This is a genomic window from Sporosarcina sp. ACRSM (genome assembly GCF_022346545.1).
Classification (GTDB): Bacteria; Bacillota; Bacilli; order Bacillales_A; family Planococcaceae; genus Sporosarcina.
In genome coordinates this window covers 129,412-144,007 of the sequence record NZ_JAKRNU010000006.1, presented here as the reverse complement: position 1 = coordinate 144,007, position 14,596 = coordinate 129,412, and the positions used below count along the sequence as shown (strand labels likewise).

The 14,596-nt window shown below is 40.6% G+C and carries 15 protein-coding genes; 14 read left to right on the top strand and 1 reads right to left on the bottom strand.

Features of this window, described 5'->3' with window-relative positions:
• Positions 1-26 precede the first annotated feature (26 nt).
• From MHZ95_RS11150 to kynU, 6 genes are all read left to right on the top strand, one after another.
• Positions 27-917, top strand: a complete 891-nt coding sequence (locus tag MHZ95_RS11150; protein ID WP_239390708.1) for an alpha/beta hydrolase — start codon at positions 27-29, stop codon at positions 915-917.
• Position 918: 1 nt separating this feature from the next.
• The gene (locus MHZ95_RS11145) at positions 919-2,259 is read left to right on the top strand and encodes an MFS transporter (protein WP_239390707.1); all 1,341 of its coding nucleotides are present in this window, start codon (positions 919-921) and stop codon (positions 2,257-2,259) included.
• Between the two features lie 39 nt (positions 2,260-2,298).
• Positions 2,299-2,967: a cysteine hydrolase family protein gene (locus tag MHZ95_RS11140; RefSeq protein ID WP_239390706.1), complete on the top strand. Its 669-nt coding sequence runs from the start codon at positions 2,299-2,301 to the stop codon at positions 2,965-2,967.
• A gap of 432 nt (positions 2,968-3,399) precedes the next feature.
• Entirely contained in the window at positions 3,400-4,830 is a 1,431-nt protein-coding gene (locus MHZ95_RS11135) for an amino acid permease (protein ID WP_239390705.1), read from the top strand.
• Between the two features lie 205 nt (positions 4,831-5,035).
• A complete protein-coding gene (locus MHZ95_RS11130; RefSeq protein ID WP_239390704.1) occupies positions 5,036-5,200 on the top strand; it encodes a hypothetical protein in 165 nt (54 codons plus the stop codon).
• A gap of 162 nt (positions 5,201-5,362) precedes the next feature.
• Positions 5,363-6,646 carry a kynureninase gene (gene kynU, locus MHZ95_RS11125; protein WP_239390703.1) on the top strand — a complete coding sequence of 428 codons (1,284 nt, stop codon included), beginning with the start codon at positions 5,363-5,365 and terminating at the stop codon, positions 6,644-6,646.
• A gap of 91 nt (positions 6,647-6,737) precedes the next feature.
• On the opposite strand, the gene MHZ95_RS11120 is transcribed toward kynU, so the two are convergent.
• A complete protein-coding gene (locus MHZ95_RS11120) occupies positions 6,738-7,373 on the bottom strand; it encodes a TetR/AcrR family transcriptional regulator (protein WP_239390702.1) in 636 nt (211 codons plus the stop codon).
• A gap of 164 nt (positions 7,374-7,537) precedes the next feature.
• On the opposite strand from MHZ95_RS11120, the gene MHZ95_RS11115 reads away from it, so the two are divergent.
• The 8 genes from MHZ95_RS11115 to MHZ95_RS11080 all read left to right on the top strand — a co-directional run bounded on the left by MHZ95_RS11115 (position 7,538) and on the right by MHZ95_RS11080 (position 14,512).
• Positions 7,538-7,762 (top strand): 2-hydroxymuconate tautomerase family protein, encoded by a 225-nt coding sequence (locus MHZ95_RS11115; RefSeq protein ID WP_239390701.1) that lies wholly within the window; start codon positions 7,538-7,540, stop codon positions 7,760-7,762.
• Between the two features lie 230 nt (positions 7,763-7,992).
• Positions 7,993-8,541, top strand: a complete 549-nt coding sequence (locus MHZ95_RS11110; protein WP_370643012.1) for a 3-hydroxyanthranilate 3,4-dioxygenase — start codon at positions 7,993-7,995, stop codon at positions 8,539-8,541.
• Positions 8,532-9,542: an amidohydrolase family protein gene (locus tag MHZ95_RS11105; protein WP_239390700.1), complete on the top strand. Its 1,011-nt coding sequence runs from the start codon at positions 8,532-8,534 to the stop codon at positions 9,540-9,542. The genes MHZ95_RS11110 and MHZ95_RS11105 overlap by 10 nt, the downstream gene beginning before the upstream one ends.
• The gene (locus MHZ95_RS11100) at positions 9,539-10,006 is read left to right on the top strand and encodes a RidA family protein (protein ID WP_239390699.1); all 468 of its coding nucleotides are present in this window, start codon (positions 9,539-9,541) and stop codon (positions 10,004-10,006) included. Before MHZ95_RS11105 ends, MHZ95_RS11100 begins: the two co-directional genes overlap by 4 nt.
• A 12-nt stretch (positions 10,007-10,018) precedes the next feature.
• Positions 10,019-11,488: an aldehyde dehydrogenase gene (locus MHZ95_RS11095; protein ID WP_239390698.1), complete on the top strand. Its 1,470-nt coding sequence runs from the start codon at positions 10,019-10,021 to the stop codon at positions 11,486-11,488.
• A 76-nt stretch (positions 11,489-11,564) separates the two neighbouring features.
• Positions 11,565-12,344: a 2-keto-4-pentenoate hydratase gene (locus MHZ95_RS11090; protein ID WP_239390697.1), complete on the top strand. Its 780-nt coding sequence runs from the start codon at positions 11,565-11,567 to the stop codon at positions 12,342-12,344.
• A 59-nt stretch (positions 12,345-12,403) separates the two neighbouring features.
• Positions 12,404-13,195: a 2-keto-4-pentenoate hydratase gene (locus MHZ95_RS11085; RefSeq protein WP_239390696.1), complete on the top strand. Its 792-nt coding sequence runs from the start codon at positions 12,404-12,406 to the stop codon at positions 13,193-13,195.
• A gap of 147 nt (positions 13,196-13,342) precedes the next feature.
• The gene (locus tag MHZ95_RS11080) at positions 13,343-14,512 is read left to right on the top strand and encodes an MFS transporter (protein WP_239390695.1); all 1,170 of its coding nucleotides are present in this window, start codon (positions 13,343-13,345) and stop codon (positions 14,510-14,512) included.
• Positions 14,513-14,596: the final 84 nt, after the last annotated feature.

Here is a 14,596-nt window from a genome sequence, read left to right as displayed (position 1 = left end):
TTTTGAAGTGGAAAGGATGAAGTGAATTGTTTACGGTCGAAAAAAATGTCGTCTATGGTGAAACGGAAAAGGAATACTTAACAGCAGATTTGTACATGCCATCACAGGCCAAAGAATCTTTGCCAATATTGGTCCTGATACATGGTGGTGCGTTCCAGGCAGGTTCAAAAGAGATGTATGAAGATTGGGGTGAAAAATTTGCGCAAGAAGGTTATTTTGTAATGGCTGTCAACTATCGACTTGCCAAGCCTGATTATGCATCTTTTCCAGGCGTAATTGAAGATCTAAAGCAAGCGATGAATTGGCTTGTTTTCAATGCCAATACAAGAGATTTGGATATCAATAAAATCGGCTTGATCGGTGATTCGGCTGGCGCTTATTTATCGTCATTATTTGCCTTAAGCAATCATTCGTTTAGTTATCGGATTTGTTCAGTTATTGGCGTCTATGGACTTTATGATTTAGCTTATGAATGTAAAAATCCAATTATTATTCGGGATGTGAATATGAACGAACGCCTTTTAGGACTTCCTTTCTATGGCAATGAAAGAGCTTTTTACGAAGCTTCTCCGATTGCTTATGTTCAAGATGCGATGGGGGTGGCAACTTTTGATACAAGCTTTTATTTAATTTGGGGTGAAAAAGATACGATTGTCAATCCAGCCCAATCCGAATTATTTTATGAAGCTTTGAAAAAGGCGAACATTGAAGTTGAAGTGACGAAGATAGAAGACAAAGGTCATTTTTGGTTTAATCAGTTACCAGAAATTGCGGGAGGGAAGGTAAGCGATTACCCGAATAATGTGCTGACGCCTAAAATTATGGATTTTTTGCACAGAACTGTAAGACAAGCTTTAAATGGTCATTATTCAAAAAGGCAAATTCAAATACTAAGTAAAATTGGAGGCGATGTATAAGATGACGGCGAATGTAGATAAGACTTTTGAAATACTTGAAAAGAAAAATTCTGAAGCAAATACAGTTGGGATTAAATCGATCAGTAAAGTAACGCTTTTAGTAATGATTATTTGCTGGTTTACGATTTTTGTTGAAGGTTATGACTTAGTTGTATACGGCGTTGTTTTACCAGTTTTGATGGATCCAAGTGGCTGGGGGCTAACGGCAACTCAAGCTGGTGCAATGGGAAGTTATGCACTGCTTGGCATGTTTTTAGGTTCTTCGATTGGTGGAATTTTATGCGATAAAATAGGGAGAAAAGTGATTGTCATCGCTTCGATAGCACTCATGTCCATCATGATGGTATTGACTGCATTAGCTCCTACGCCTGAATTGTTCGGGATGTATCGTTTCTTGGCGGGATTAGGCATCGGCGGTATTGTTCCATCTGCTTCTGCTTTAACGACAGAATACTCTCCGGCAAAATATCGCTCGTTTTTCTTTGTCATTATGTATTCTGGTTTTGCGGTCGGTGGAGTGGCTGCTGCCCTTTCTGGTGTATTTTTTATTGAGAGTTTTAGTTGGAGATCGCTCTTTTGGTTAGGGGCAACGCCAATTTTATTCATCCCTCTTTTTATCAAGTATTTGCCAGAATCCATTAAATTTTTGCAAGCGACCAATCAGCAAGAGAAAGCCAAACGCCTGATTGAAAAATATCAGTTACCGGACGAGTTTGTAAAGGAAGAACAATCCGAAGGAACAGCCGGCGGGTCAACGTCTATTTTTTCAAAAAAATATTTAGTTTCTACGATTTTGTTTAGCATCATCTATATTGGAGCATTTTTGCTCATTTACGGTATGAATACATGGCTGCCACAAATTCTGAAAGAAGCCGGTTATCCAATGAATTCAAGTTTACTATTTTTACTGGTTTTTAACTTGTCTGCGGTTGTGGGCGGAATTATCGCCGGGGGAGTAGCGGATCGACTTCAACCGAAAAAAGTCATTAGCTTCACTTATTTCTTGGCTGCTATCAGCATTCTTCTACTTAGTATCAAATTCAATATGGTAGTTCTGTATATACTAATCGCAATTGCCGGATTCGGGACGACTGGAACGACGTTTGTGCTCGCAAGTTATGTGATGAGACAATATAATGACCAAAATAGAGCTAGCGCTTTAGGCATCGCCACGGCAATTGGTCGATTCGGTGCAATTGCTGGTCCGTTATTAGTTGGGATTCTTATGGGGATGAACGCAGGATATGCAATTAATTTCTACTTGTTTGGAATCATTGCAATCATCGCATCGATAGTAATTTTGTTCATGCCGTCATTTAATAAAGTTAATGCTGCTAAATAATTCACTTCATAAAACCTATGTTGAAAGGGGCAGTTTTTAATGAAAGAAAAATATAACTTAATTCCTAACGAAACAGCTCTTCTGGTCATTGATATGCAAAACAGCTGGTGCCATCCACAAGGAAGTATTGGGCGAAACGGCTATGATGCTTCAATGATGAGGGGCATCATTCCCGAAGTAAAAGAACTTGTAAATGCCTGTAGAGAGTCAGGGATACTGGATATATGGACGATTCAAAACCATTATCCAGATGATATCACTCGACAAACACATCGGATTCGCCCACATACTCACCGCTGGAAAGCTGGTCCTCCGGGTCTTAAAGACACTTGGGAAGCCGAGGTTGTAGATGAGCTTAAGGAATTGGCACAGAAACCGGCGGAGATTATCGTTAAACATCGCTTTAGCGCCTTCTTTGATACGAGATTAGATACACTTTTAAGAATGAAAGGGATCAACACGCTCCTCATATGTGGAGTAGCAACAACACATTGTGTGGAAACATCGGTTAGGGATGCTTATCAGAGGGATTACGACGTGCTTATCGCAGAAGAGGCTGTTGCCGCATTAACAAAAGAGGATCACGATGCCAGTCTTAGGTTAATGAATAAAGTGTTCGGGGTAGTATTGAAAAATGAGCAGTTACTTAGTCTTATTCAAGGTGAATCAATTCCTTTAGGTTTTGAAACTGAAAAAATAAACAATTAGGAGGCCCCACACTAAAGTCTGGAGTATATTAGTCAAATTGGACAGCGTAAATTCATAAAAAAGTTTGGATTAAATTCACACAACAGTGTAGGCATTGGTAATAGTGATAGCATCAATGGTGATTTTACTGATGCCGTCGATAGAATTGATAAACGCTGGGAAATAGGCTTGGTAAGAAGTGACTGTCTTCGGTTCATTTAGAAGGCAGTTATTTTTTGTTCAAAATGACAAAATGTTATTGACATGACGTCATGTAGTTGTTATAGTTCTAATATACTGAAAATTCTATGTTGACAGGATGAAAGAGGTGAAAGCTAGAAATAGAGTAGACGGAGGTCTTGATTTTGAAATCAAATGAAAGCGTTTTCAATTCCTGTGGAAAGGACGAAAGATGTCCAGAAGAAATAATTTGACAGTGGGGAGGAAAAGGGAATGACAACAGATCGACAGCTTCAAGAAATCATTGATCGTGAAAAGGGCCTAAGGCGTGGTTTGACGACACGACAGTTAACAATGATTGCGATTGGCGGCGCAATTGGAACCGGTTTATTTTTAGGAAGCGGTTTTGCTATTAGTACGGCTGGTCCAAGTGTGATTATAAGCTATGCAATTGGGGCGCTTATCGCGTTATTACTTATGGGGTGTCTTGCTGAAATGACAGTTGCACATCCGACTTCCGGATCGTTTGGCGCTTATGCGGAACGTTATGTGAGTCGATGGGCCGGTTTCTCTGTTCGATATTCTTATTGGTTTTGTTTAGTTTGTGCGGTTGGAACAGAAGTGACAGCGATCGCTATTTATATGAAATATTGGTTTCCAACAGTACCGGCTTTTGTTTGGGTGCTATTGTTCTCTGGTCTCTTAATATTTGTCAACGCAACGAGTGTTAATTTATTTGGCGCAGTAGAATATTGGCTTTCGTTTATCAAAATCGCTGCAATTACTGGTTTTATTTTATTGGCAGTCTTCGTAATTGTCGGTGCAGATCCAGCGGCAAATATCGGTCTACAAAACTATACAAATGACGGTGGTTTCTTCCCGAATGGGCTTACAGGCATGTGGTTTGCAATTTTTATATCGTTGTTCAGTTACTTAAGTATTGAAATGATTGCCGTAAGTGCCGGAGAAGCCGAAAACCCTGAAAAAGCAGTGCCGATTGCACTTAAATCCGCTGTTCTTCGACTCGTTATTTTTTATTTGTTAACGCTGTCGTTAATGTTGATGATTGTTCCTTGGGGTGGGGCAGGGATTGAAAAAAGCCCATTTGTAAAGGTTATGGAGATTGTCGGTATACCAGGTGCGGCGGGCGTGATGAACTTTGTCGTTCTTGTAGCGGCACTTTCCGCTATGAATAGCATGCTCTATGTATCTACAAGAATGATGTTTTCATTATCGCGTGCAGGATTTGCACCAAAAGCATTTGGCAAGCTAAATAAGCGATCTGTTCCTGCGGTTGCATTAGCGACATCTGCGATTGGAATTGCCATCGCAACACTTTATACAATTATTTCACCAGCAACAGCTTTTGCTACCATGATTTCGATTTCTAGCTTTGGCGCGATGTTTACTTGGTTTATGATCTTTATCACACATTTGAAGTTCCGGAAAACATGGGATGCGATAGGGGGACGAAAATTGCCAGTCCGCATGATTGGTTACCCTTATTTAACAATGGCAGGCGCGGCTTTACTATTATTAGTCGTTTTATCCACTTGGTATTCACCTGATTTTCACGAAACATTGAAGTATGGAATTCCTTGGCTTATCATTCTGACAATCTCTTATTTTATCTGGAAGAAAGTGAACGTTAAACAGCCTTTGAAAGAATTAAAAGCTGAAGAAAGCACAAATCTTATGAAATAATTGGAAAACTGAAAGGTGCTAGCACATCACTTATGACTGTTTAGAAAGTCTGTTGAAAGGGACTTTCTAAACAGTCTTTTTGCATTATTTAGAGAGACATAGATTTATTATTCTAACTTTTTCAGGTCGTGAAAAAATAGGAGAGTTTAGCATAATCGTTTTTGATAAATTAAGATAACAAATACTAATCAAGGAGCGATTGACGATGAGCAAACCAACTGATCTGGAACGTCTGGCTGTAATGGAATATCCGAATGAAGAACTCTTGAAAGACACGCAAGATGATTCAAAAGGTTGCGGGAATGAATGCAAAAATTGTAAAGTTTGTTTTTACCGCGAGGAACAATGGGAAGAAGCAGACCTTGTATAAAAATTGTCATAAGAAGTGCGGGATTAAAAGTTTAAAAAACTTTTAATTCCGCACTTCTTTATTTTGTTTTCTAATCAAAAAAAAGATATTGACGTTATGTCATAAACATTATACAATTGCTATATATTCAGAATAAAAACAAAATTAAATGAGGTGGGAAGTTTGAAAAGAACAATTGAATTAAGTAGAGAACATGCACAACAGGAAGATAGAAAGGATAAATTAAATAAGTATCGAGATGAATTTTATCTGCAACCAGGAATCACTTATCTTGATGGGAACTCTCTTGGACTAATGTCAAAACGCGCAGAAAAAAACGTCGAAGAATTAATGGATTCGTGGAAGCAGTATGGAATCAGAGGGTGGACACAAGGTAAATACCCTTGGTTTTTCTTACCCGAAAAATTAGGGGAAATGTGTGCACCACTTGTCGGTGCGTCAAAAGAAGAGGTTATTGTAAGCGGTTCCACAACGTCGAATATTCATCAAGTCGTATCCACTTTTTATAAACCGGTGGGGAAGCGTACGAAGATTTTAGCTGATGAACTGACATTTCCGTCAGATATTTACGCATTGCAAAGTCAAATTCTATTGCAAGGCCTTGATCCGGCGGAACATCTGATCCGCGTAAAAAGCCAAGATGGTAGAGTTATTGAAGAGGATGACATTATTGCAGCGATGACTGACGAAGTCGCCTTGATTTTTTTACCGACAGTTTTGTATCGAAGTGGTCAATTATTAGACATACAGCGTTTAACTGCAGAAGCGCATGCGAGAGGGATTTTGATTGGATTCGATGCATGCCATTCAATCGGAGCGGTCCCTCATTCTTTTAGTGAGTGGGATGTGGACTTTGCCGTATGGTGCAATTATAAGTATTTGAACGGTGGACCAGGATCGGTGGCGGGTCTATATGTTCATAAAAAACATTTTGGTACACGTCCAGGTTTGGCTGGGTGGTACAGCTCGAAAAAAGACAAGCAATTCGATATGTCTCACACATTGGATGTCGAATGTTCCGCAGGCGCATTACAAATAGGGACGTCACATGTACTTAGCTTAGCGCCGATCATCGGTTCCTTAGAAATGTTTGCCGAAGCTGGTATTGAAAATATCCGTGAAAAGTCATTGCATATTACACGATATATGATGGATTTGATCAACCAGGAATTAGCTGGCTTAGGATTTACGATTGGGAATCCGAAAGAGGATGAACGTCGCAGTGGTCATATTTGTTTGGAACATAAAGAAGCGATTAGAATTTGTAAAGCACTCATTGATAATGGGATCATACCGGATAACCGTCCGCCGAATATTATTCGCTTGGCACCGGTCGCATTTTACACGTCCTATGTTGAGGTTTGGGATACTATTCAAACACTAAAGAAGATTATTGAAGAGAAGCAATATGAGCAATATAGCAAAGAACGGAATGTTGTGTCTTAAAGGGAGGATTTTGTGAGTGTCCTGATAGATTGATCCAGCGAATGTAAAGGACAGTCTAGTAGTCGATTTATAGCTAGATTGTCCTTATTAATTAAGATTTAGTAGTTGATCCCAAATATAGTCCATCAATATACATGGTAGTAATCGTTTCAGCAATTTCTTCAAGCGGAGCGATATTTTCATTTCGTACGATTTCCCATTGATAGTTTTCATTGGCAAAGAACCATGAACGAGCAACAAGCGCGGCTTTTACATCGGTTCGAGCTAGTCCCTCATTTTGCACATACGTTATATCTTTTGTGATGTAGTGAATAAATGCATGCCGAATTTCATTCCATTTTGCATTCACAGAGGAAGAATGGCCATTTGCTTCTAAGAAGACTTTGAACATTTCCCGATTTGATTCTGCTAGTTTGAGAAAAGATGTCACTTGGGCTAGAACAAGCTCTTTTGCCTCTTTTTTTGATGTAGGTTTGAAGGGTGTTTTAGCCAACTCTAAAAACTCTTGCATGACGTTTTCCATTAGCATTATTAAAATATCATCTTTACTTTTAAAATGAACATAAGCAGTTCCATAACCGGTTTTCGCTTTTTTTATAATTTGGGAGATCGTCGTTTTTTCAAATCCACGCTCATAGAAGATTTCATAAGCCGCATCAAGTAACTTTTGTCGAGTTGCGATTGACCGTAATTTTCTGCCATCGATATTTTTATCACTAGTCTCCATATCTATCCCTCCATGCACAGGAAAAATTCCCTTAACTTAATTTTATCTCAATTTTAAGTATTCAACAATGGGGTACTAAAGCGACAAAAGTATAAGCAGGATAAAATCAATGTTCCGTTGAAAATCTTTTTTATGGAAAGAAAATAAATAATGTGAGGTGCCCTATGCCAATTATCCAAGTTCAAGTGATTAAAGGAAGAAGTGTAGAACAAATTAGAGATTTTATTGCCCATGTAACAGAAGTCGCAGCAAAAGATTTAGAGGTGAATCCTGAGCAAGTGCGAGTAATCGTAACCGAAATTGAAGATACCCATTGGGGAGCTGGAGGTCTTCCGATTAAGGAGTATAGGAGGCAAAAAGCGTTAGAGGAAAGCAACAAGATAAATTGAATCCCATAATATTTTCAACCTGGATAGATTTTGATGAAAAATGTATTAAAAAGATTCTAGAAATTTCACACTGTGAAAAAAGCGGATTTTATCCAATATTCAAATCCTTTATATTGTATATACACCAAAGGTCATCACATGGCGTAGGCATTCTAAAAGAAAGGCTTTTCGCTAGAGTTGCTTGACTGGGAAAATTAATTCTATAAAAAACAATTGGAGGTTGGAAAATTATGGCTGAATCTACAATGACGAAATTAAATGCTTTTAACTTAGTGAAATGGATCGAGGATAATAAGAACGAACTAAAGCCGCCGGTCAATAATAAAGTTCTATGGGAAGACTCAGAATTCATTTGTATGATTTTGGGAGGTCCAAACAAAAGACGTGACTTCCACGTTGACCCTTCTGATGAGTTTTTCTATCAAATCAAGGGAGATTGCTATGTTGAAGTGATTAACAATGGTAAACGTGAAGTGGTTACGGTAAAAGAAGGTGAAGTTTTCATGCTTCCGGCAAACGTACCTCACTCTCCGCACCGGGTCGCAGACACATATGGACTTGTCATCGAGCGGAAACGTGCGGAAGGTGAACTTGAAGATTTCGTTTGGTTCTGTGATGAATGTGACCAAGAAATGCACCGTAAAACAGTTCAATTGACGAATATCGAAACACAAGTAAAAGGCGCGATTGAAGAATTTAACGGGAGCGAGGAGCTTCGTACTTGTAAAAACTGCGGACATGTGATGTCTGAAGAAGTGGGGCTTTGGAAATGCGAGTAGATTTTCACACACATATTATTCCTGAAAACATTCCTGATTTTGTTGAAAAGTTCGGTGGTGAACGGTGGCCGACACTTGAGAAGACTTGTTCTTGCGGAGCAAACATTATGGTCGCTGGACAAGTGTTCCGTGAAGTGACGGATCAAGTATGGAGTCCAGAAAAACGAATCCAAGATATGGATGCTGAAGGCGTCGATATTCAAGTCCTATCACCGATTCCTGTCACTTTTTCTTATTGGGCAGAGCCGCATGCAGCGGAAGAGATGGCAAAAATTCAAAACGATTTTATTGCAGATACAGTCAAACAGTATCCGGACCGCTTCGTCGGTTTGGGCACTGTTCCCTTACAAGATGTCGAAGTTTCGATTCGAGAAATGGATCGCTGTATCCATGAACTAGGTCTCAAGGGCATCGAAATCGGGACAAATGTAAATGGGGAAAACTTGGATGATCCTGCTTTTACTAAGTTCTTTGAAATGGCGGAAAAATGGGAAGTTCCATTATTCATTCACCCATGGGAAACGTTAGGAAGAGAGCGGATGCCAAGACATAATTTTATGTATACAGTCGGCATGCCGAGTGAAACCGCACTTGCAGCAGCAAGTTTGATAAACGGTGGCGTAATGGAGAAATTTCCAAAATTGAAAGTTTGCTTCGCACATGGTGGAGGTTCTTTTCCATACATTTTACCGCGTCTAGATCAGGGCTGGAAAGTTTGGCCGCATTTGCGTCAAACGAGTCATCCACCTAGTCATTATGCGAAAAACTTTTATTTTGATTCCTTAAATTATGATCCTTTGAACTTAAAATATTTAATTGACCGTTTTGGCTATGAAAAAATTGTTATGGGTTCGGATTATCCATTCCTGCTCCGGGAGATTCCTCCAGGTAAAGTTATCGATGACACAGTTGAATTGACGGAAGAACAGAGACAGGCAATTTTGGGCAAGAACGCGCTTGAGTTTTTGAATATTAAGGTAAAGGAAGAGGTAAAACGATGAGTGAAGTAAAAGTGTTGACACCTGAAGAAAGGCTTAAAGAACTGGGACTTGAACTACCGCCTCTTCGCCCAGCCCATGGAGATTACGTCGGCTGTGTACGAACAGGTAATTTATTGTTCACAGCTGGCCAGGGCGTGGATCAGTATCACGGTAAACTAGGTAGAGAGTTAACGGTTGAAGAAGGGTATTTAGCTGCACAACAATCGATGTTGAACTTACTAAGCGTTGTTAAAAACGAAATTGGCGAATTAAGCAAAGTGAAACAATTCGTGAAAGTGCTCGGCATGGTGAACTGTACGGAGGAATTTACGGACACGCCTAAAGTGATGAATGGTGCATCCGATCTAATCGGCAAACTGTTTGGCGAAAAAGGGAAGCATGGACGTTCGGCGGTAGGTATGCAGCAATTGCCGAATAATACAGCGATTGAAATCGAGATGATTATTGAAATAGAGGAAGAGTAAGGAGGAGCGACAGTGACAAAAGCATTAGTAGCTGAACAAAAGAAGATTCAAGATGCAAAACTTTTTATAAACGGCGAATATGTAAATGCACTTTCAGGAGAAACGTTCGATTCCCTGAATCCAGCTACAAATAAAAAATTAGCGACTGTCGCAAATGGCGGACAAGCAGATACTAAGCTTGCCATTGACGTAGCGCAAAAAACATTTGTGAGCGGTGTCTGGAGCAATATGCCGGTAGAGGAAAGATCGAAAATTTTATGCAAGATGGCTGACTTGATTATGGAAAAAGTGGACCAACTCGCTTACGTTGAAACGTTAGACGTCGGAAAGCCGATTAAGGAAAGCCGCGATTTTGATATTCCACGCGCTGCCTCTAACTTCCGCTTTTTCGCAGAGATGGCAAAGTATATGGTTCATGAGCATTATGACATGAGTAAACATATGTCCTATGTCCAATACGCACCAGCGGGTGTAACGAGCCTGATCATTCCTTGGAATTTGCCTTTCATGCAATTGACATGGAAAGCATCTGCTGCATTAGCTGCTGGTAATACGGTTGTGGTGAAACCCGCTTCCTATACACCGTTAAGTGCTGTGATGTTAGGGGAAATCGCGAACGAAGCAGGATTGCCGCCGGGTGTGCTGAACATTATCACGGGCCCTGGAGGAACAGTAGGAACAGAAATGGCAACGCATCCATCTGTCCGCCGTATTTCTTTTGTAGGTGAATCGAATACAGGGAAAACAGTCATGCGTAATGCGGCTGAAAACTTAATTCCTGTTTCGCTTGAACTAGGCGGGAAATCTGCAAATATTGTATTTGAAGACGCAGATCTTGATGAAGCAGTTGCGGGTTCAATTGAGGCAATTTTCCGCAACCAAGGGGAAATTTGTTTAGCAGGTTCAAGAATTCTTGTTCAAGAAAGTATTTACGATCAATTCTTAGATAAATTTGTTGCAGCCGTTAAGAACATCAAAGTCGGCGATCCGCTTGATGAAACAACAGATATGGGAGCTCTTGTTTCAAGTGGTCACTTAAAATCGGTTGATGACTATGTACAAATTGGCCTTGCAGAAGGCGCGAAGCTGGCTTATGGCGGTAAAGTAGTTGCTGATCTGCCTGAAGGAAACTTCTACGAGCCGACGGTTTTATATGATGTGGACAATAGTATGCGCGTAGCACAGGAAGAAATTTTCGGACCTGTTCCTGTCGTCATTCCATTTAAAACGGAAGAAGACGCCATCCGTATTGCGAACGATTCCATTTACGGATTAGCGGGTGTTGTCTGGACAAATGATCTTCGCCGTGGTCAGCGAGTCACTTCACAAGTCCATTCAGGTCTCTTATGGGTCAACTGCTGGTACGTCCGCGATCTGCGTACTCCTTTCGGTGGGGCGAAAGCGAGCGGGATCGGGCGCGAAGGCGGTCGACATAGTTTCGATTTCTATACAGAAGCGAAAACAATAACGATTAAAAAGTAAGGAATATAAATGAAGACGAAAGATAGGAGCATGAACTGCCTACCTTTCGTTTTCCATTTGAAGGAGTGCTGTTCAGATGACTGTAAAAACGATTGATTTTGCGAATGAACTATTGGAAGCCGAAGAAACACGTAAACCAGTTGACCCTTTGACAAGTCGCGATCCGGGCTTGACAGTGGAGGATGCTTACGGCATTCAACTGGAAATCGCGAAAAGAAAAGTCGAACAAGGCAAAACAATAATCGGGAAAAAAGTAGGGTTAACCAGTGTAGCGATGCAAAAAATGCTGAATGTTGACGAGCCTGATTATGGTCACTTATTTGACGATATGCGTATTGAAAATAATGCATCTATTAACATCGACTCTTTGATATCTCCAAAGGTAGAGGCTGAAATCGGCTTTGTCTTATCAGAAGATCTCGTTGGACCAAACATTACGTATATAGATGTTCTGATGGCAACGAAGTATGTCGTCCCGACAATTGAAATTATTGATAGCCGGGTGGCAGATTGGAAGATTAAGCTGATCGATACAGTGGCAGATAACGGTTCTTCGGCAAAAGTTGTGGTCGGTGACAAACAGACAACAATTAACAATGTTGACTTACGCACAAACAGCATGGTGTTGTTTAGCAATGATGAGCTCATCGCAACGGGTGCTGGAGCTGCCGCCCTTGGTCATCCTGCTCATGCGATTGCATGGCTTGCGAATAAACTCCATGATTTTGGTATTACATTGAAAAAAGACGAACTTATTTTACCGGGTGCGTTATCTGGTGCTGTGGCTGTTTCTGCAGGGGATACCATTAAAGCGGATTTCGGTGCACTTGGTTCGGTTTCCGTCCATTTCGAATAAGAGGCTAGAAGATGGGGTATTGTTGATTGGCGAAAAAGAATGAAGTGAGGGTGGAATGAATGACTCAGGTGAAAAATAACCATAAAGAAATTATTGATTACTTATATTGTGCTGAACGTGATGTACGAGAAGTAACGAAAGTAACGGATGACTACCCTGCGTTAACTGTCCAGGAAGCTTATGAAATCCAGGACGGTTTGTTGGAGCGCAGGTTACAGGAAAAGGGTGCAAAAACGATCGGTGTGAAACTCGGTTTAACGAGTAAAGCAAAACAAAAAATGATGGGTGTGGATGAAGCCATTTACGGCTATTTACATAGCGATATGCTTGAGCTGGAGTGGGAGCCTGTTGATTCTTCAGAACTCATTCATCCGAAAGCGGAACCCGAAATCGCATTTATGTTAGGGGAAGATTTGCAAGGGGTCAATGTCACGGCTGAAGACGTATTGCGTGCGACCAAGTGTGTAGCACCTGCGCTAGAAGTGATTGACAGTCGTTATAAAGATTTTCGATTTACATTAGTAGATGTCATAGCGGATAACTGTTCTTCCATTAAATTTGTTGTTGGAAGTAAATGGGTTTCTCCTGAAACGATCGATGTCGGGAATATCGGGATGGTCATGTCTAAAAACGGAAAAGTTGAGCAGACGGGTTCAAGTGCTGCAGTATTAGGTCACCCGGCAACTGCCATCGCATGGGCAGTCAATGAACTAGGGGCGCGCGGGAAAGGTTTGAAAAAAGGAGATATTGTACTGAGTGGTGCGATGTCGGAAGCAATTGCTTTCGAAGCAGGCGACACGATTGTTGCTGATTTTGATGGTTTAGGCACGGTTTCAATGTCCATAAAATGAATGAACCAAAAGGAGAGTGCGACTAACTAAATAGCCACTCTCTTTTTTACATAATGGAAAAACGATAAAAAGAGAGGATGTTAAATGAATTCCATATCCTTACTGAGAAAATCCCCATTGGCAACCGCTTGACGAATGTTACTCTGTTTGTTAGCGGCTCAGTTGATCGTCTCATTTGTCGGTAGAAGTTTAGCGCCATTAACTGTCCTGATCAGTAAAGATCTTTCATTAACCCATGCTCAAATCGGTATGCTACCTGCTGCATTGTTTTTCGGTCAATCGCTTGCCGCAATCCCGTCGGGTATCTTGGTAGATCGAATCGGCTCCAAAAAGCAATTATTAATCGTCACCATTATTTTAGCATTGGGTTTTGTAATGATAGCCAAGTCAAATGCATTTCTACTATTATTAGTCTTTGTTGTAATTGCTGGTGGTGCTTACGGTGCGATGCATCCAACGACGAATCGGGGAATCCTTTATTGGTTTCCACAGCAGAAACGTGGAATCGCCATGGGTATTAAGCAAATGGGGATTACGGGAGGTTCTGCATTAGCGGCAATTGTATTATTACCATTAGCTAATTCGATCGGTTGGCGAATGGCACTGATTTTAAGTTGCGGATTATTACTACTGATTGGCATCATTTCATCGTTATATTACCAGGATCCTGATGGAAAGGAAGAGAAAACCGCTAGCCCAGAAAAAATCTCGCTCGCTAAGCAATTTCGCAAAATGTTAAAAAATAAACCGTTACTCCTCATTAGCATAAGTGCTATGGGTTTACAAGGTGCTCAGCTTTGCTTAACGACATATATCGTCCTGTTCGCCTTTGAACACTTATCCTTCTCACTCGTGATAGCTGGTGCTTTACTCGTCATTGCCGAAATTGGTGGATCTGTCGGAAGGGTCGGATGGGGAACGATTAGTGATCTCATAATGAAGGGGAAGCGCATGCCTATCATGTACTTGGTCACGTTAATCACAGCAGGCTGTGCATTATTATTAACACTTTTACAACCGGGAACTTCTCTATTGTATATTATGCCGATCATTTTCATTTTTGGTTTCTGCATATCCGGTTATAATGGCGTGTGGATGAATATTGTCACGGAGCTTGTTCCAAAGGAAGAATCGGGTCTTGCCACGGGTATTACTATTACAATTAGCTCTTTGGGCGTTATGTTTATACCGCCATTTTTTGGATTTTTAATTGATAAAAGTGGAGCTTTTTCGGCAGGGTGGGGATTTCTTGTCCTGTTGATGGGTGGAATCGTTCTTTTATTGCGAAGCACTAGCGTTGCATTGAAAAATAGCTAAAGTAGATCCAGTTCAGTTTTGCAAAATACAGGTGTCTATAAATTATTCAAAAACAGGTGGAGAAACATTTCCTTCACCTGTTTT